This is a genomic window from Halocatena pleomorpha, assembly GCF_003862495.1.
GTDB lineage: Archaea > Halobacteriota > Halobacteria > Halobacteriales > Haloarculaceae > Halocatena > Halocatena pleomorpha.
This window is the reverse complement of record NZ_RRCH01000017.1, coordinates 1-16,747: the sequence shown is the minus strand read 5'-3', so window position 1 is coordinate 16,747 and position 16,747 is coordinate 1. Positions and strand designations below refer to the sequence as shown.

The following is a 16,747-nucleotide window of genomic DNA, read 5'->3' as shown; positions in this document are numbered from 1 at the left end:
ACAGACGTAAATCATCGACCGCTATAGTTGTCCTTTGTAAGATCAGTATAACAAATACTGTCACTCTCGTTTCCCGCCCTTCAGTTCGTCGTCGGGTGGGAATCAACGCCGTTGTCGGTGACAGTACCGCCTTCGACGGTTTCGAGCGCTTCGGTGTCCTTTTCACAGTCAACGTGCCACCGATCGACGGTCTGCTCGTAATCAGCCAGCGCGTTCGAGACGCGGATCCGGAGATCGTCGTCGTTGATGTTCACTTCCAGTCGGTAGGTCGATCGATCGTCGTCGATCCGCTGGAGGTTCGCGCTGACAATGTCGTTGTCGAAGTAGTACGGGGCGAGTTGGGTCATGACGTTCTTGTACACCACTCCCTCGACCGCACGGATCGCTTTCCGACCCGCCGAGTCGGCCGCACGGGCAACGTAATCGATCGACTCGTTCCATTTGTTGACTGCTTCGTCGGTGTCTTCGTCGAGCTTTTTGTACGATTCCGTGAGTTTCTCCCCCGCCGTTTTGATGTCGTCATCGGGCTGTTTTCCGGCTTTTTCTCCGGCACTTTCGTCGACGCTCGCCTGTTGTGCGGTCTTTTTGCTCACGTCGTCGTCCAAGCGCTCGTGACTTTTCGGTCTCCACTCGTCCCACTCTTCGAATTCGGAGCCGGCAACATCATTGTCTTTGAGTGCGCGCGTGATGCGCTCTCCGAACTCGACGACATCGCCCCACGTCCCCCGGTCGATAAACCCGGTCACGCTTTCTTCCATCTGCGTTCGGCGGTAGGTGTGCAACGGCAAAAACTTCTCTGTTGCCCTCCGAGACCCGGCAAAGCGTGCTATCCAGTTGCTGATTCACTACCAACCATGGATGATCGTGTGTCCCAACTCGTCGACACGCCGTTTCGCTTTCCCGGCCAGCACCATCGGAAACGACGCCACGCGGAGCCGGTCGGCGTCGAGTTCGATCCGGTCGCCCTCGAACGGCGACGAGCCACCGTCTTCTGCCCTGTCGGTCATCTCGACCACGCTCGTCATGGCACACCGGCCACACGATTCGGTTCGTGAGCTGTCCATGGGTGTGATTGGCAGTCGAAGATCATGAATCACCCGATCAACGCGGTTCGGTACTACTGTCCTACTGCTACCCACGCGAGTCCAATCGCTCCGGTTGCGCCGAGCAGCGTTCCGACGGCGTTGCACAGCGCCCGCTTCCGGTCACCGGTCTCCCAAAGGCGGACCGTTTGGACGGAAAACGATGAGAACGTGGTGAATGAGCCGCATGCACCGGTCCCAAGCAACAACACCACCGTTTCTGAGGAGCCGGCAAACGTGAGCGCGGCGAGCACGAAACTGCCGATGACGTTGACAGCAACCGTAGCCACCGGGAACGTATCGGCGTCGATCCACTGGCCGAGGAGATAGCGCAACAGCGCCCCGAGCGCTCCGCCGGTGCCGACGATGTGGGCCGGATCGATCCTCATCCGTCGCTCACCTTGACGGCTCGTGCCAACTCCCGACCGGCCAACACGCCAGCGAACCCGAGCGCGTAGTTGCCGAGAACGTTCAAGAGCATCCACAGCGGCGATCCGAGCAGCGTCGTTTGGACGGCGAACGTGCTGTAGGTGGTAAACGAAGAGAGAAAGCCGGTCGCGGCGACCGTCCGTGTCTGTTCCCCGAGAAGCCCGCTGTGCATCGCTTCATACAGGATGAATCCCAGCGCGACGCTACCCACGGCGTTCACACCCAGCGTTCCCATTACTTGCGGTCCCGGCACAACCCCATCAAGGAAATACCGGAGGTTCGACCCGGCAAAGCCGCCGATACCGATGAGCACGGCCGTTTCCAACCGAACCAATGGATGCTCGTTTGTCATCGCCATTGTCGTTCCTGAATTCGTCGGCTATGAAGACCGACGGAGCCGTTGTTCTCGGTCGAAGGTCCGAACGGTGTCGGGATATGCACTCCGGTGTGGACTTGCTGAGGTAGCGCGTCGTAGACGAGCAACCAGCCGTTCACGCTGACGACTGAAAACCAACAGAGACGGCGGTAGCGGTCGCGGCGGCGGTACGAACCCGCAGCACCGCGAGCTTCGCTCGCGGCTTTTTTTGCCCCCATCTTTTTTGCGGGAGCGGTGGCCTTCGGCTACCCTCCCGGAAAAAAGGTGGCGGACCAAAGAGGTGGGTTGAAGTGATGTCCGGGCATACGCGTCGTTGATGAACGTTTCTCGTGACCCGGATCGTGAACGGCCACCACTGGCGCGATGCGTTCGACCCATCGGTGTCGTCGAACGGTGTCACACGCGTTCGACTGTCGGGACGGACACAGGCACGGTGGCGGGCGTCATCGGTGCCGGATCGATTCCCGCCGCGACCACGTCGATACGCTGCTATCGGAGGTGTCAGCCGTGATACTGGCGCTCGATTCTCAGCGCTTCATGTATTCAAGTTGTAACGATGAGTCGTCTATCAGGAGAGGTGTGTGAACATGGTTGGACTGTGTGGTGTAATCGGTGAGGGATCGCTTCCGGACGCGATGGCCGACGCCATTGGCTGGGACGACGCGGAGGAATCGGTCACCTACCGTGATGATCGGTTCGAACTCCGTGCGTCGTTGCATACACTGCTCGCAGGCGACCAACCGGCAGTTGCCGATGAAGACGTGCTGATCTGGGTGTGGGGTGACGTGTACGGCTACGGCTCCCAAGGCAACTACGCCCCCCGAAACGGCCCGCCCGAGGGGAGCGCAGCGTTCTGTGCTCAACTGTACGAACTGTTCGGAATGCGCTTCGTTGAGGGGCTGAACGGGAATTTCGCACTCGCCATATACGATCAGACGGAAAACGAACTGTCGTTGGTCACCGACCGGTTCGCAACCCGACCGCTGTACCACGCTCGGCCAACTGAGGAGACGCTCCTCATCTCCTCCCAGTCGCAATCACTGGTGTCCCATCCCGATCTCGATCCAGAATTCGAGTTGCCGTATCTGTACGAATATCTGGAACTCAGGCGCGTGTTCGGCGTCGAAACACCGATCAAGGGCGTGCGACAGCTACCGCCGGGATCGATCGTCTCCATCGATCTCGACGATTTGGAGATGACGACCGAAACGTACTGGACTCCAAGCCACGACCCGATCGACAAGCCGTTTTCGTACTTCCGCGATCGGTTCACTGAGACGATCCAACAGGTGTTCGAAGAGTGGACCGACGACGACCTTTCGTATGGGCTGCTGTTGAGCGGCGGGAGTGATTCCCGGCTCGCGTTGGGTGCGATCGACCAACCGGTCACGACGTTTCATAACGCCGATTGGATGAGCCGCGAGGCGAAGACCGCCAAACGGTCGGCACAGGCGACCGGGAACACGTTCGAACTGTTGGAACGTGATGCGGAATACGACGCCCAACTGCTTGACCGTGCGCCGCCGTTGTCGAACTTCAGTGGCTGGTTCGATCAGGCGTACTTCCTCGGTTTCCATGAGGAGATCGCTGAGGAAGTCGACGTGCTCGTCTCCGGGTTGTACGCCGACATGCTGCTCGGTGGTGGCCCACTCGAAACCCGAACGCTTTCGCTGAACTCCCTCGGTAACCTCACACTACCGATCGCACAGTCGATCGACTCGATCGACGAGTACGTCTCTGCACAGGTGGGTGAAGCGATCGAGCCGCTACCGTACTTCACTGGGATCGACGATCAGTCGTTGTCATCGATCATACGGTCCAACATTCACGCCGACGACGAGGGTATTGTCAGCCACGGCGTTCGGTACAACAGCCTGCGCGATCTGGCGCTGTATGGGAGCTTCTATCCGATCGGTGCGGATACGGACGCCATCTTTTCGGAGAGCCTCGCGCACATGCGACCGTACCGAACGCCGTTTCTGGACAACCGGATCGTGGATCTCCAACAGCAGATCCCAGTCAAGTACTTCCTCCGGCGCAACTTCGTCAACGAAGCGATCGAGGCGATCGAACCGACGCTTGCTGAGATCCCTCATGCCCACACCGGCGTCCCCGTCAAATATCATTTCCCCATTGATTATATCGGAAAGAACATCCACGGATTTTGGTGGAAGCACATCGCTGACAACGACGTTCCGGAGCCACATCTCGATCATACGCCGTGGCCGAACAGAACAGAACTCATCCGGGCACAGTCGTTCACGACCGACACCCTGCGCACCCACGAATCGACGCTCGACGCCCTGCCGTTTATGGATCTCGAAGGGGCGTGGGAGTGTTATCAGGACCATCTCGACGGAACCGACAACACGCCGATCCTCTATTCGCTGCTGACGTTCCTCAAAATGGATGTCACTGATACGGCTGCCCGCGACGATACGACTACGGATGCGAACACAGACGCGAATCCCGACTCCGTTATCGAACCCCACTCGACCACGCCCGAGGGATGACTGCGATGACGCCAACGCTCAAAACACACGACGAGTCAGTTGTTTCGAACCGCCGAATGAATAAGGAACTGTTTGGGGTGTTTGGCACTCGCTCTGAGTTCGAGTGCCACCGATCCGCCGACGATTTCGACGAAATTCTCACCGGGGAGTCCATCACTGTCGGCGTTCGTGATCCCGGTCTCGGCGTGCCTAGCCGGAGCGCGAGCTATTCTGACAGCCGTGGTCTCTGTCTCCTCTGGGGAGAGATCTATCCGCATACTCAGGAAACCACTTCTTCCCCCGACAACATCGCTCGGTGGCTGTTCGACCGATACGCTGAGCACGGACGGGACGCCCTCTCGGACATCAACGGATCGTATCTCGCCGTGATTGAACACGGTGAGGACGCGTTCGTCTCTACGGATCCGATCCGTTCGTGGGAATGTTTTTACACTGATGCCGGCGGACAACGGTTGTTCACCACGGACTTCTCGTTGCTGGCAGATCGCGTTGACACGTTTGACTACTGTCGTTCGTCGCTGCTCGAATACATCCATCTCGGCACTGTGCTAGGTGAGCGAACCCTCATAGCCGGCATCGATCGGATCCCGTTCGACGGCTATCTGACCGCCGATTCCGTCGGATCACTGTCTCGGTTCGTGTACAATCCCCAACCGTTCGATTACGTCGAGGAGCTTACAGAGCGGTTGATTCGGGCGGTTGATCGTCGTTCGACGCTTCCCGGTCCGAAGGGGGTGTTGCTCTCGGGCGGGCATGATTCGCGGATCTTTCTCGCAGAGATACCGGACATTGATCAGTGCTACACGATCGGGAATTCGAACTCCCGAGAGGTTACCGTCGCTCGGAAACTCGCGGCCCAATACGACATCCCACACACGGTGTTGAAGCCAGATAAACGGTATCTGATGCCGACCGACGGAAAGAGCCGGTACAGCCAAGGAATCAAGGAAGCGCTTCACATCCACCAGGCGGGTTTCGATGACGCGGTCGAGATGCAGACCGTGTACCACGGAACGCTGTTTGATACGTTGCTAAAGGGGTACTTCCTCGAACGAGACGGTTTCGAGCTGTTCGGTACGAAGCTTCCGTCCTCAGAACTGGCTCCGAATCCGGACCCAATCAAGTCGCTTCTCAATACGCTCGGATTCTTCCCCGATGAGAGTCAAGCTGTCGAGGAGGCTGTCTCTGGTCTCTTCGACGTAGACCTCTCATTGGATTCTCCCTATGAATTCCTCTTCGACCAACTCCACGCAGAGCTGTCGACGTGTTGGGAACGCACCGATTCAGTGCACAACGCGATGGATCTTCTCATCATCAAAAACCAGCCAGTGCTACCGACGCACGCTCATCTCGCGGACAATTATTTCGAGGCGTTCGTCGCCGTCGACAGCGAACTGCTCGAATGGCACCTCATGACGCCGCCCAAATATCGGCGGTACGAAACGTTCCGGAAAGCGGTCGAACGAATCGATGAAGACATTCTCAAACACCGACCGCAGAGTCAGCCGCTCTCTTCCGTTCGCTTGAACCAGATCCAGCGCTTTTTGCGCCGGAAACTCCCGTTCCTCGACTCGTTCGAACCAGCGTGGCCGGACCGAGACGACGTGTACAAACAGTACAAGATGGACGAGGAACTGTTCCCCGAGGAGTACGCCGTCAGACAGCTGCCAGCCCGGCTCAAGCTCCGCGTTTACGACGCTCGCTGGTGGCGAGACGACCCGCAGGCGGACTAAGCTCTCCGTCATCCGGTCGCTTCACGTTTTGGGTGTCGGCGTGGCGATGGTGCACACAGAACGCCGTACGTGAATGCCACAAAATCTTTTACGTTAGCACGTGTAGCCCCAATTCTGGAATCTCTCCAGATACCTCCATCCAATGTTCGAGACAACCACCGAACTCGTGTTGGAAACACCCGTTGCGGTCGTAGCACTGTTGCCAGCACTGTACGTCACCGCAACCGTCCTATGGCGAGTTCGAAAACCGTTTGTGATCCTTTTCATGAGCCTCGCCACTGTCGCGCTTTTCCCGGTGTTTCTGTTGTTCATGATCGGTGAGTTCATCGGTTCGTCGACGTGGCTGTCGTTCGGTACGGCACTGTTCGAGTTTGAGGCGTCCGTGCTTGGTGGTGTCTTGCAGTTGTACGACGGCGTGCTAGCAGCGTGGCTCCGCCTCTGTCTGTTGGTTATAGAGGGAGTATTGTCGGTCCAGTTGCTTCCCGCACAACTCCAACCGGCTGATGGTGCCGTTCTTCCGGCGTGGCTGTGGGCGTTCGTGTTGCATTTCGCCGGTGGCGTGATGTTGGTGTACGGTCTCTATCGGGGTCGCTCGGAGTCGCGCGTCGACACCGTGTTGCGCGGCGGTGGCGGTGTGCTCTTGGTGTCGGGATTGTTCGTAGCGATGATACAAGGTGGATCCCTCACGAACGACACTTCAGTGACGATCGTGTTGTTGATGGCGGTGATCGGATTGGAGATCGGCGTCGCAGCTGTGTTGTTGGGCGTACAACCCGACTTCTCCGGATCGACGGGCGATCACGGCGAGGAGCTCACCGTTCAGGAACTTGGACAGTCGATGTGGTCCTGGCTTACAGGACTGATGGGACCGTCGTCGGACGCGAACGACGACCGATAACTAGTGGTCTTTCTGCTACTTCTGGGCGATGGCCGATCAGTGTTCCGACCGTCTCGGCTTCGTACGGTCCGTTCCTGGCAGTTGTCCGAGCGAACATCCTACGAGGTAGCCAAGGATTCCGAAGGTTCCGCCATAAAGAAGCGCCATCTCAAGGGGAAACGTCACTGCATACCGTGGTTCGGTCATGGGTACCGTCCAGTGGGTGACCGCCCACCCGACGACAGGCCCGCTGGCAAGAAGCACTGACGGAACGACGCTGGCGTTCGCTCGCGCGCCGGCTAGTCCGAGCAGAAACACTAGCACGCTCCCGAGGAGAAATAGCTCACCGACGGTACCGGCATAGGTGGGAAGTGACTGCTCGATTGCGGCGTAACCGCTGTGTGCAGTCACTTGCTGTGCGATGAGCGCGGCTAGTCCGACAGCACCGGTCGCCGCTCCGAGCAACTCTTTGCTCCCACCCAGCAACTGAGCGGAGATCGATTCGGGTGAGTCGGTCCAGAGTGCTGACTGTTCCCGGTCCGTGTCGGATCCCGTGACCGCTCGATCGGCCGTCGTGGGCTGCGCTTCCCGGAGATCCTCAAGCACCGTCGTAGCAATCTCGCGTCCACCGTTAGCGTAGGTGGACGGTTCTGGTGGCGACTGCACCGCCGTGAGCACATCGATAGCGTCGTTGGCGACCGTGAAGCCGGCTACGCCGTTCCGACAAATCCACTCCGCGACAGCTTGCTGTTCGGTGGTTTCGGGGTGAATCACACAGGGCGTGCCCGCGACGGCTGCGTCCATGATCGTTGAGTAGCCCGAGCAGACGACGACATCGGCCCCTCGAATGTACGGCAGCAACGATGGAACTGCCTCCCAGTTCTCCGAACCCACGTTCAACACGTCGTAGCCTTGTCGTTCGAGTTGAGCAGCGATCCGGTCGAAATCCGAGTAGTGACTCGGGACACAGACGATATCGGCAGTATCAACCGTGTCTTTCTCACTGTCGAGTGCGATCGGTGGAACGCGCGTCACCCCTGTGGGATCGATCTCCGAAGCTGGACACACAACCGGGTAGAAGAACTCACGCGCTGTGATGAGCTGGAACTTGGTGTGGAAGAATGCCCCTGCTCGTTCGAGTGGATCCCGATACAATCCGGGCATGTCGTGTTTCACGACGTACAGGGGAACGCCAGCTTTTGGTGCCGCCATCGCTGCAAACATGTCGTCGGTCACTAGGGCGTCGGGATCGATCCGGTGGAGCCAGTCGACGTAGTCGGCCACTCTTCTGGCACTCGCGGGAACACTCTCAGTGAGGACGTGGCTCATCGAGCCGCCCTGATACGTGTCGATGTAGTTGACGGTCGCCGGCTCGAACTCGTCGTATCCGTTGAGCTTGACGAACTCGGAGCCGTTTCCGCCACCAGCCATCAATACGTCGGCTCCTCGCTTTTCGAGTTCCGATCCGACTGCCAGCATCCGTGTCGCGTGTCCGGCACCTTCCGGGTAATGAGCGACTGCGATCGTGGGTTGCATCGATTACACCGACCCTGAACGCATCCGACGAACGGCCACGTCCACGCCGACTACGCCGAACCCAGACGCACACAGGCCGCCGCCGACCGCGAGCACCATCAGCCGATACGCCCACCCAGCAAACGTGCAGTCTCCGGCTGGGCCACACGTCACTGGAATCTGAGCAGTGAACCCCACCGCGAGCACGCCCGCAAGCACGAGCGTACCCGCACCGAGATACCGAAGCCGCGTTCTGTGGGCGGGTTCTGCCGCGTACCGACCGAGCACGCGACCGATTCCCGCTGCCACGACGGCGAACAGATAGAACAACACAGCGTTAGCGATCACGTTAGGGAGGTGACCCGTCACCAGCAGTGGTGTGTAAAGAAACTCTCCAACGGTGATGAGAAACATTCCGGGAACCGAAAGCACGAGCAGTATTAGCTGAACAACCGACGGAACCAGTGGAAACAGCACTGTCCCGGCGAACATCGGAACGAACAATACGGCGAACAGCAGCAACACGCCGCGATTGAGGAGGGCGCGCTGGACGCGCTTCGTGTCCATACCAATATAGGTATATCTAATCACATATAAATTCCGATTGGTATAGGATCGCAGACGTGAGTCACTCGATCGAGCGGATCGCCTCGTACAGTGCTTTTTCGCGGTCAGCGATCGCGGTGATCTCGGCGGCTGCTCGGTCGAGTCCGTCCTGAAGTCCATCGTCGTCGGCTTCGCTCGCCTCCTGCAGGGTGGCTCCCACCGCGGTCCAGTCGTCAGCGATGGCGGCCATCCGGTCTGTCACGTCGCTTCCGAACGGGTGATCGACGCGTTCGAAAAAGTCCCGCTGGAGTCCGCGAAACGCGCCGCCACCGGTGCCTCGGCGTTCGACGTTCTGGTAGGCAAACCGCGTCGTCCACGACGGATCAGGGAGCGCGGTCCACGCGGGCAGTTCCGCTGCGAGCGCCTGGAGGGCAGGGAGTCCGTGCCGTCCCGGTCCTCGGTCATCGGGACGAGTCTCAGGATCGAGCATGGAGCGGGCCATCAAGCGAGTCGCGTCCCGGACAGCCCCATCAAACTCGAAATCAGTAGGTTCCGACTCTGTAACGACCAGATACCGGTTACGCATCGGGACGACGGGATCACAGCGCCACGCCGACCGCAGGCTGTCGAGCGACAGCGACTGCAGCGTGGGAAACTCGCTGTCAGAAAGGAGAACGTGGGTGTCGTCGTAGCCCACCGCGAGCACAGCGTGCGGAGCGAAATGGGTGTCTGTCCCGAAGTAATCGAGATCGTAAATATCGAGAAACAACAAAACGGGTCGACCCGCCTCTAGATGGGCCGTTACGGCGTCCCATGCTGTTTCCCAGTTCTCGCCCTCCCGCTCAGTGTAGTCGACGCCGAGCCGCCGTACGAACGACCGTTCGAGTGCGAACGGTCGGCCGAAAAACGCGCGATGAGGATCCATCGATAGCTCGAAAAACGTGAATCCCAGCCCGCTCGCAAGCCCGAAACACGTCGGCTCGTCGAAGCCCCACCCATAAAAATCAGAGAGATTCCGGAGCGACACTGAGCCACAATGACGTCCTGGGCTGTGGTCGTAGCCTGAAAGTTGCATAACCGGATTACGACTCGGGAATACACAACCAGTTCGGTCCACAGCCACTGGAGTCCTGTCACCGAAGAGACGCGCAAGGAACCGCACGATTTGACGGAACCGGGCAAACCCTCCGACGGTCTGTTGCTCTCGCTGTCCGAACAGTTATCGACTGAACTCGATCGCAGCGCCCTGTCCGAATCCGACACACTCGGTGGCGATCCCGCGCTCGGTTCCGCGCTTTTCCATCTCGTGAAGAAGAGTGACAGGCAGTCGTGCGCCGCTGGCACCGAGGGGATGACCGATGGCGATCGCGCCGCCGTTGACGTTGAAGATGTCGTCGTCGATGCCGAGTTGTTGCTGACAGTAGACGGTCTGGCTGGCAAAAGCCTCGTTCAACTCGACCAGTCCGTAGTCCTCGATCGAACGGCCGTTGCGTTCGAGCATGCCTTCGACGGCGGGCACCGGACCGATACCCATCACGGTAGGATCAACGCCAGCGACGTTGTTGGCACCGATCTCGGCCATGATATCGAGATCATGATCTTCTGCGAACGCCTTGCTCGTGACGAGCAGTGCGGCCGCGCCGTCCGAAACTTGAGAGGCGTTACCCGGCGTGACCGTTCCGTCGGCTTTGAACACCGTTGGCAGCCCCGCCAGTTTGTCAGCGGTCGTGCCCGGTCGAAGCCCCTCGTCTTCGGTGACCGTTCCGTCTTCCGTTTCGATTGGAATGATCTCGTCGTCGAACCGACCTTCCTCGGTTGCTTCGCACGCTCGCTGTTGGGACCGAGCGGCGTACTCGTCTTGGGTCTCTCGAGAGACATCAAAGCGCTCAGCGACCTCTTCGGCCGTCATCCCCATCTGGAGCTTTGCGACGTTGTACTCGTCGTTCATGCGAGGATGGACGTTCTGGCTGTTCTGGCCCATCTTCACCCGAGACATGTTTTCGACGCCACCAGCGATGATCACGTCGCGCTGCCCGGCACGAATCGCGTCGCTCGCGCTGATGACCGACTGTGCCGATGACGCACACCAACGGTTGATCGTCGTCCCCGGAACGTTCTCTCCGAGATCAGATAGCAGTGTGATAACACGCGCGAGATTGTTCCCCTGCTCGCTGCGCTGTTGGGCACAGCCCCACATCAAATCGTCGACATCATCCCCGGATAGTCCGGTCTCAGCAAGAATCTCGTTGATGAGTGGAATCGAGAGATCTTCACTCCGAACATCAGCAAATACGCCGTCTTCTTTTCCCTGTGGGGTACGGTACGCTTTCACTACGACTGGTGTCGTATCCACCATACACTCACATTACGCTTCGTCGTGTTAAAACAGCCTGCTAACAACTTTCTACACCCCGTTTGCGGTTCCACTGTCCTGTGGTTTATTACTGTGTGTTCACATACCATATTTTGCGATGTGAGCGCACTCCGACGATCTTATACGCGTTCCGCGACAACTGTTTGGGGAATGACTGGCCCGGCGCTTGACGTCATTGAACTCATGCTTACCGCCCGCGTCTACAACGAGGACACCGCTCGTGACCCGGGCGATCTTCCACCGTCATACCGTCGTGCGTTTTGGCGCACTGCTGCTACCGACGATTCGGATGCTGACACCGAGACGCCGACACCGGAGGAGGCTCCGGGTGACGGTGACCGTCGTGCTCCGGGGAGCATCCAACGGCCCCTAACCGTTACCGGCACCCGGATCTCCGAAGCGACGGGGATCGCTCATCCGTGGGATGCCGTCTCCGAGTTGTTGTTCACCCAACGCGAGGAGTTCACGGGGGAACTCTCCTTCAGCGACGCTGAGATGGCAGAACAGTGGTATCTCAAACGGACAGATTCGGACCGCCTCATGACTAATCCAACGCTCGCTAGATATTTCGAGTCGGATGTCGAAGATGTCGATTACGAGGCGGCTCGCTCGATGAACCGCCCGATCCACGCCGATCGGGTGTGGATTGACAGCTTGCTCGAACAGGTGTTCGACGAGGAAGACGAGGAGATGCTCGATCTCGTTGAGGTTCGCGCGCCTCAGGAGATGGAGATGACGCTCGATGATCTCGTGCTCACATCGAATCAGGAGGCCGAGATTCAGAAGATCGTGAAGGCGATCGAGCACCGGGAGTATCTCGCGGAAATCGGGCTGCGAGAGATCGGAAAGCTCCTGCTCGTCGGCCCACCGGGTACCGGTAAAACGTCGGTCGCTCGGGCGCTGGCACACGGTCTCGAACTGCCGTTCGTGGAGGTCAAACTCTCGATGATCACGAGCCAGTATCTCGGTGAGACTGCCAAGAACGTCGATAAGGCGTTCGAGGTGGCAAAGCGGCTTGCACCGTGTATCTTCTTCATGGACGAATTCGATTTCGTGGCGAAAACGCGCTCCAGCGACGAGCACGCCGCGATCAAACGCGCTGTGAACACGCTGCTCAAATCCATCGACGAAGTCAGCCTGATCCGGGATGACGTGTTACTCATCGGTGCGACGAATCACCCAGACCAACTCGACGCCGCTGCGTGGCGGCGGTTCGACGAGATCGTCAACTTTCCGAAACCGGATTCCCAGATGCGTGCGGACATCCTCCGGGTCATTACCCGGAAGATGGACATCGAGAACTTCGATCCCGAAGCGGTTGCGAACAAGACCGAAGGGCTGACCGGCAGTGATCTCCGGTTAGTGCTTCGAGAAGCCGTGTTGAACGCGCTCACAGAGGAGCGCACGACCCTCACACAGGATGATCTCCTCACCGCCGTTGAGGGCTTTGAGGAACGAGACAACCTCAAGAACATGGACATGATCAACGGTGACGCTGACGCGCTCATTGCCGGCTCCGGCTCGACCGACACCGGACACGATCATGCTCACGATCACGCTCACAGCTCTGACGACTGATGCGGGTAACACTGCTCGGGACCGGCGACACCACGGGCACACCGACACCGGGTTGTGAGTGTGAGACGTGTCACACAGCCGCTGACCGAGGCGTTGAACGCACCCGGTTTTCAGTCCACGTCGAAAACGAGAACACGGGAGAGTCATTGCTCGTGGACACGAGTCCCGACGTGCGGTACCAACTGCTCCGGGATCAGGTGGCGCTTCCGGACGCGATCGTCATCACGCACATCCATTTCGATCACTTGGATGGGTTGGGCAACGCCTACCGACTGTTCGAGTCGCTGCCAGTGTACGCCGCAAACGAAACCGACCCGACAACCGGCGAGAGCGTCGCTGAAACGATCGACCGAAAGTACGACTACCTTGACCGGGTTACGGTGTCTCCACAGCCGCCGCTCGAACCGTTCGAAACCTGTGGATTCACTGTGACGCTCCTGCCGGTCGAACACCCGCCGTTTCTCTGTTATGGCGTGACTATTGAGGATGAAACGGGTGCGAAGCTGTCTATTACCGGTGATACCAACTTCAATATTCCTGATGCCACCCGCGATCAGCTTGCCGACCCGGATCTGTTGCTCGCTGACGCCATCGTCCCGGCGCGGCTCTGTGACCACCATCCGCTCGGCGGCCGTCACGAAACCGACGCGGGCGTTCCTCGAACAATCGGGACGAAACACATGACGATGGAGGGGGCGCTCTCGCTTGCCGAAGAACTGAACGCTGAACGAACACGGCTCGTTCACGTCTCTCACTTCCCGACGCCAGAAGAAGCGTTCGGTGACCACGCCGCTGTCGATGGCGAGCGGTATCAGCTCTAAACCCACCTTTTTTGCGCTCGGGTAGCTTCGCTACCGCTCGTCTGGCGAGACAGTCACTCATCCCAGCCGCACAGCCGCCCGACTCGGAACCGAAGGTCGGACACCAGCATCGGACTCACTCCCGTTCATCAGCGGGCGTCTCGAACGCCCGCTCCGCCAACACAGTGATTCACCACCGGTGGTGAACGTGGTCTCGGACGTGTTCGTCGTACACGTCCGTAACTGCGCCGTGGGTTTGATGGGTAAGTTCTTGGAACTCAGCGGCGCGAGCGTTCTCTTCGACGTGGGCCGGTGAAGTCGATCCGGGGATGACGGTCGTGACGGCGTCGTGATCGAGGATCCACCGGAGCGTGAACTGCGCCATCGACAGCTCGCTCGGAACGTGCGGACGGAGGTCCTCGATCGCTGCGATGCCCGCGTCGAAGGGGACCCCGGCGAACGTTTCGCCGCCCTTCGTGCCGACGCCGGCCGATACGCCCTCCTCGATCGCCATACGGCGATGGTCGTCTTCAGGGAAGTCAGTCGTCTCCTCGAACGCGTCAGCGAGCAGCCCCGAGGCAAGCGGGACCCGAACGATGATCCCAACGTCGTGGCGTTGGGCCGCTTCAAACAGCCGCTCGCGGGGGCGCAGTCGGAGCGGGTTGAAGATGATTTGCACCGACTCGACCACGTCGTATTCGATGGCTTTCAGCGCCTCCTCGACGAGTTCGACGCTCACGCCAGCGTGGTCGATCAGCCCCTCTTCGCGGAGGGCTTCAAGCGTCTCGAACACCTCTGGATCGTAGAACGCGCCCGTCTCCGGACAGTGCAACTGGACGAGATCAAGGCTGTCCACGCCGAGCCGATCGATCGAGCCGGTGATTGACTCCCGGAGTCCGTCCGGGGAGTGGCCTCCATCAGGATCGGGTTTGGCCTTCGTCACCACGTCGATCGCTCCGGCGTCGTCCCGTTCTTCCAGTACCTCACCGATCAGCCGTTCCGCGCGCCCGTCGCCGTACACCTCCGCCGTGTCGATGAACGTGATTCCCGCGTCGATCGCGGTGTCGATGGCGTCCTTGATCTGGGTGTCGCTCACGTCGCCCCACACCGGCCCGACGTTCCACGTCCCGAGTCCGACGGCCGTCGCGTCGATGCCCGTGCTGCCAAGTTCTCGCGTCTCCATGCCGAACGGTTCGATTGAACGACCAAAAACGCTGCGAGCCAGGGCACCGCTTGCCGGTGGCAGGGTGGATAGACTCGCGTGCTCGTGTTGCCGCTATCTGTCCGGCGGTCCACGTCGTTAATTGGGATCATTCCCGCCAGAGTCGACGAAATTCCTCGACTGCGATTCCATTGTCGAGATGCGGAACACAGTACTCGACGACGATCCGATCGCCGTACCGCTCCCCAAGGAGATCCATCGCTGTCTCGCTTTGGGCTTTGTCGGTCGTGTAGATGATACATTGATCGGTCTGCTCTGTTTCGATCAGCTGTGTGGCGATCGCAAGTAAAGAGGCATCCGCTCGCGCGTCGGTTGCCGTCTGGTGGTGTTTGTCACGTTGGGTGATCAACTGCTCGGCTCGGTTCAGGACGGTTGAGACGGGACCAATGGTGAAATCCAGCGGCTCAGCGACCGTGACCCAACCATCTTCGATCGCTGTCTCGATGAACGATCCCCGCATCTCATAATCCGAATCAGTGTTTTCGGTGAGCTCCCCGTAAGCCTGCTGCGAGATCGTGAACACGATTCCCTCGGTCGCAGCGAGCTGTTTGAACGTCTCGAACTTCGACGGACCCGGTCTGTCAGGTTGTGGTCCGCCGATCCAGACGAACACACCCGTATCTGCAACGTGACCAACGCGTTCATGATCAACTTCGACCGTCGTCATTCTGCTCCGGTATCCGCTGCATCGAGTGGGATATCAAGTGATTGGGGTGTGATGTGACTCTGGTTCAGGTCGCTGAGGATACCAACGATCGCCTGAAAGATCGATTCGGTCTCAACCACTGGCAGATCGAGTTCTCGGGCCATCGAGCGCAGTGTCGTTTGTCCCTTGAGTCGAGTAAGCGTGTACTCGATCGCGTCCGCTAACGTTTCGACGCCGTGGCGATCGATGAACGTTTCTACTGTCTGGTTCTCTGCCTTTCGAGCGACTGCGACTACGAGAGCAAGATAGTACGTTCGCTCACGTGGTCCCATCGTCTGCCATGGTGACAGCGACAAGGCTTGTGGCGTCGCTTGATAACGATGTGGTCGTCCAGTCTCACTACGCGCGGCGAGACCTTCCTCCACCAGCCAACTAAGATCGTCATAGATCGTTGCGCGTGGAACCGCGATAGAATCGCAGATCTCCTGCGGGGTTAGCTCACCGTCCTCAGCAAGCAAAAGCGTCGTATAGACGCGCGCACGGTGGTCCGGTTCGATCAGTGCTGCGAGCGAGCGAATCGTGGCAACCGGATTCGACCGCGTTGGGGAGGAAGTGACGTTACCAGCCATTATTCTATATTCTATAGATCTCGTATTAAGCGTTCCGACGAGCCAGCTGTTTCTCGCAGTGAATGATGTGGGATAAATAAATAACTTTATAAGTAATGGAGGTGCCAAAACGAAATGGAGGGCGCAGCCACGTGTTGCGCGCGTTCGGAAAGCGCGCCGGGTGCCGTAAACACCCGACGCTGGGTCCTCTGCGATGCAAGAACCCATGATTGGGAACGAATCAGAGACATGTAACGGTGTCGAATCGTATCAGAAATCATATCAGAAACGCGACCAGCGCCAGCGGTGTTCTCGGTGCGGGCGTCCGGTTCGGTCGCAGTATGAGCACCGTGTTGGCTGTCCACTGCTGGAGGGTCGTCGATGACCCTCCACCTTTTTGCGCTCGGGTGGCCGTCGGCCACCACTCCCGCAAAAAATCTGGACCAAA

At 59.1% G+C, this 16,747-nt stretch carries 18 protein-coding genes; 6 read left to right on the top strand and 12 right to left on the bottom strand.

Annotation, left to right across the window (positions count from 1 at the left end; genetic code table 11):
• Positions 1-80 precede the first annotated feature (80 nt).
• The 5 genes from EIK79_RS08230 to EIK79_RS08210 all read right to left on the bottom strand — a co-directional run bounded on the left by EIK79_RS08230 (position 81) and on the right by EIK79_RS08210 (position 2,105).
• Positions 81-758, bottom strand: coding sequence for a DUF5828 family protein (locus tag EIK79_RS08230; protein ID WP_124954644.1), 678 nt, complete (start codon positions 756-758; stop codon positions 81-83).
• An 87-nt stretch (positions 759-845) separates the two neighbouring features.
• On the bottom strand, positions 846-1,064 hold the full coding sequence (locus EIK79_RS08225) for a hypothetical protein (protein ID WP_124954643.1): 219 nt from the start codon (positions 1,062-1,064) through the stop codon (positions 846-848).
• Positions 1,065-1,117: 53 nt separating this feature from the next.
• The gene (gene crcB / locus EIK79_RS08220; protein WP_124954642.1) at positions 1,118-1,471 is read right to left on the bottom strand and encodes a fluoride efflux transporter CrcB; all 354 of its coding nucleotides are present in this window, start codon (positions 1,469-1,471) and stop codon (positions 1,118-1,120) included.
• The gene (locus EIK79_RS08215) at positions 1,468-1,863 is read right to left on the bottom strand and encodes a fluoride efflux transporter FluC (protein WP_124954720.1); all 396 of its coding nucleotides are present in this window, start codon (positions 1,861-1,863) and stop codon (positions 1,468-1,470) included. Before EIK79_RS08215 ends, crcB begins: the two co-directional genes overlap by 4 nt.
• The gene (locus EIK79_RS08210) at positions 1,860-2,105 is read right to left on the bottom strand and encodes a hypothetical protein (RefSeq protein ID WP_124954641.1); all 246 of its coding nucleotides are present in this window, start codon (positions 2,103-2,105) and stop codon (positions 1,860-1,862) included. Before EIK79_RS08210 ends, EIK79_RS08215 begins: the two co-directional genes overlap by 4 nt.
• 98 nt (positions 2,106-2,203) lie before the next feature.
• Between EIK79_RS08210 and EIK79_RS18050 the strand changes: the two genes are divergently transcribed.
• From EIK79_RS18050 to EIK79_RS08190, 4 genes are all read left to right on the top strand, one after another.
• Positions 2,204-2,398 (top strand): hypothetical protein, encoded by a 195-nt coding sequence (locus tag EIK79_RS18050; RefSeq protein WP_124954640.1) that lies wholly within the window; start codon positions 2,204-2,206, stop codon positions 2,396-2,398.
• A 76-nt stretch (positions 2,399-2,474) separates the two neighbouring features.
• Complete coding sequence (locus EIK79_RS08200) at positions 2,475-4,400, top strand: asparagine synthase-related protein (protein WP_124954639.1); 1,926 nt, start codon at positions 2,475-2,477, stop codon at positions 4,398-4,400.
• A 5-nt stretch (positions 4,401-4,405) separates the two neighbouring features.
• Positions 4,406-6,133: an asparagine synthetase B family protein gene (locus EIK79_RS08195; protein WP_221621717.1), complete on the top strand. Its 1,728-nt coding sequence runs from the start codon at positions 4,406-4,408 to the stop codon at positions 6,131-6,133.
• A 142-nt stretch (positions 6,134-6,275) separates the two neighbouring features.
• Positions 6,276-7,031 (top strand): hypothetical protein, encoded by a 756-nt coding sequence (locus tag EIK79_RS08190; RefSeq protein WP_124954637.1) that lies wholly within the window; start codon positions 6,276-6,278, stop codon positions 7,029-7,031.
• A 36-nt stretch (positions 7,032-7,067) separates the two neighbouring features.
• Here EIK79_RS08190 and EIK79_RS18045 read toward each other — a convergent pair whose 3' ends face one another.
• From EIK79_RS18045 to EIK79_RS08170, 4 genes are all read right to left on the bottom strand, one after another.
• Complete coding sequence (locus EIK79_RS18045; protein ID WP_185715564.1) at positions 7,068-8,546, bottom strand: glycosyltransferase; 1,479 nt, start codon at positions 8,544-8,546, stop codon at positions 7,068-7,070.
• 3 nt (positions 8,547-8,549) lie between these two features.
• Positions 8,550-9,092, bottom strand: coding sequence for a hypothetical protein (locus EIK79_RS08180; RefSeq protein ID WP_124954636.1), 543 nt, complete (start codon positions 9,090-9,092; stop codon positions 8,550-8,552).
• 61 nt (positions 9,093-9,153) lie between these two features.
• Positions 9,154-10,146 (bottom strand): BtrH N-terminal domain-containing protein, encoded by a 993-nt coding sequence (locus EIK79_RS08175; protein ID WP_124954635.1) that lies wholly within the window; start codon positions 10,144-10,146, stop codon positions 9,154-9,156.
• Positions 10,147-10,290: 144 nt separating this feature from the next.
• The gene (locus tag EIK79_RS08170) at positions 10,291-11,424 is read right to left on the bottom strand and encodes a thiolase family protein (RefSeq protein ID WP_185715571.1); all 1,134 of its coding nucleotides are present in this window, start codon (positions 11,422-11,424) and stop codon (positions 10,291-10,293) included.
• 171 nt (positions 11,425-11,595) lie between these two features.
• On the opposite strand from EIK79_RS08170, the gene EIK79_RS08165 reads away from it, so the two are divergent.
• Together EIK79_RS08165 and EIK79_RS08160 are read left to right on the top strand one after the other, a co-directional pair.
• Positions 11,596-13,023 carry an ATP-binding protein gene (locus EIK79_RS08165; RefSeq protein ID WP_124954633.1) on the top strand — a complete coding sequence of 476 codons (1,428 nt, stop codon included), beginning with the start codon at positions 11,596-11,598 and terminating at the stop codon, positions 13,021-13,023.
• The gene (locus EIK79_RS08160) at positions 13,023-13,844 is read left to right on the top strand and encodes an MBL fold metallo-hydrolase (protein ID WP_124954632.1); all 822 of its coding nucleotides are present in this window, start codon (positions 13,023-13,025) and stop codon (positions 13,842-13,844) included. Before EIK79_RS08165 ends, EIK79_RS08160 begins: the two co-directional genes overlap by 1 nt.
• A gap of 169 nt (positions 13,845-14,013) precedes the next feature.
• On the opposite strand, the gene EIK79_RS08155 is transcribed toward EIK79_RS08160, so the two are convergent.
• The 3 genes from EIK79_RS08155 to EIK79_RS08145 all read right to left on the bottom strand — a co-directional run bounded on the left by EIK79_RS08155 (position 14,014) and on the right by EIK79_RS08145 (position 16,320).
• On the bottom strand, positions 14,014-15,006 hold the full coding sequence (locus tag EIK79_RS08155; protein ID WP_124954631.1) for an aldo/keto reductase: 993 nt from the start codon (positions 15,004-15,006) through the stop codon (positions 14,014-14,016).
• A gap of 127 nt (positions 15,007-15,133) precedes the next feature.
• Positions 15,134-15,712 (bottom strand): hypothetical protein, encoded by a 579-nt coding sequence (locus EIK79_RS08150; protein ID WP_124954630.1) that lies wholly within the window; start codon positions 15,710-15,712, stop codon positions 15,134-15,136.
• The gene (locus EIK79_RS08145; protein WP_185715563.1) at positions 15,709-16,320 is read right to left on the bottom strand and encodes a DUF7437 domain-containing protein; all 612 of its coding nucleotides are present in this window, start codon (positions 16,318-16,320) and stop codon (positions 15,709-15,711) included. The genes EIK79_RS08150 and EIK79_RS08145 overlap by 4 nt, the downstream gene beginning before the upstream one ends.
• Positions 16,321-16,747: the final 427 nt, after the last annotated feature.

Coding starts and splice junctions, on each gene's coding strand:
- EIK79_RS08155 (WP_124954631.1), bottom strand. CDS start 15,006: ATGGAGACGCGAGAACTTGGCAGCACGGGCATCGACGCGACGGCCGTC.
- EIK79_RS18045 (WP_185715564.1), bottom strand. CDS start 8,546: ATGCAACCCACGATCGCAGTCGCTCATTACCCGGAAGGTGCCGGACAC.
- EIK79_RS08200 (WP_124954639.1), top strand. CDS start 2,475: ATGGTTGGACTGTGTGGTGTAATCGGTGAGGGATCGCTTCCGGACGCG.
- EIK79_RS08165 (WP_124954633.1), top strand. CDS start 11,596: ATGACTGGCCCGGCGCTTGACGTCATTGAACTCATGCTTACCGCCCGC.
- EIK79_RS08225 (WP_124954643.1), bottom strand. CDS start 1,064: ATGGACAGCTCACGAACCGAATCGTGTGGCCGGTGTGCCATGACGAGC.
- EIK79_RS08145 (WP_185715563.1), bottom strand. CDS start 16,320: ATGGCTGGTAACGTCACTTCCTCCCCAACGCGGTCGAATCCGGTTGCC.
- EIK79_RS08195 (WP_221621717.1), top strand. CDS start 4,406: ATGACGCCAACGCTCAAAACACACGACGAGTCAGTTGTTTCGAACCGC.
- EIK79_RS08160 (WP_124954632.1), top strand. CDS start 13,023: ATGCGGGTAACACTGCTCGGGACCGGCGACACCACGGGCACACCGACA.
- EIK79_RS08190 (WP_124954637.1), top strand. CDS start 6,276: ATGTTCGAGACAACCACCGAACTCGTGTTGGAAACACCCGTTGCGGTC.
- EIK79_RS08180 (WP_124954636.1), bottom strand. CDS start 9,092: ATGGACACGAAGCGCGTCCAGCGCGCCCTCCTCAATCGCGGCGTGTTG.
- EIK79_RS18050 (WP_124954640.1), top strand. CDS start 2,204: ATGAACGTTTCTCGTGACCCGGATCGTGAACGGCCACCACTGGCGCGA.
- EIK79_RS08230 (WP_124954644.1), bottom strand. CDS start 758: ATGGAAGAAAGCGTGACCGGGTTTATCGACCGGGGGACGTGGGGCGAT.
- EIK79_RS08210 (WP_124954641.1), bottom strand. CDS start 2,105: ATGGGGGCAAAAAAAGCCGCGAGCGAAGCTCGCGGTGCTGCGGGTTCG.
- EIK79_RS08215 (WP_124954720.1), bottom strand. CDS start 1,863: ATGACAAACGAGCATCCATTGGTTCGGTTGGAAACGGCCGTGCTCATC.
- crcB (WP_124954642.1), bottom strand. CDS start 1,471: ATGAGGATCGATCCGGCCCACATCGTCGGCACCGGCGGAGCGCTCGGG.
- EIK79_RS08175 (WP_124954635.1), bottom strand. CDS start 10,146: ATGCAACTTTCAGGCTACGACCACAGCCCAGGACGTCATTGTGGCTCA.
- EIK79_RS08150 (WP_124954630.1), bottom strand. CDS start 15,712: ATGACGACGGTCGAAGTTGATCATGAACGCGTTGGTCACGTTGCAGAT.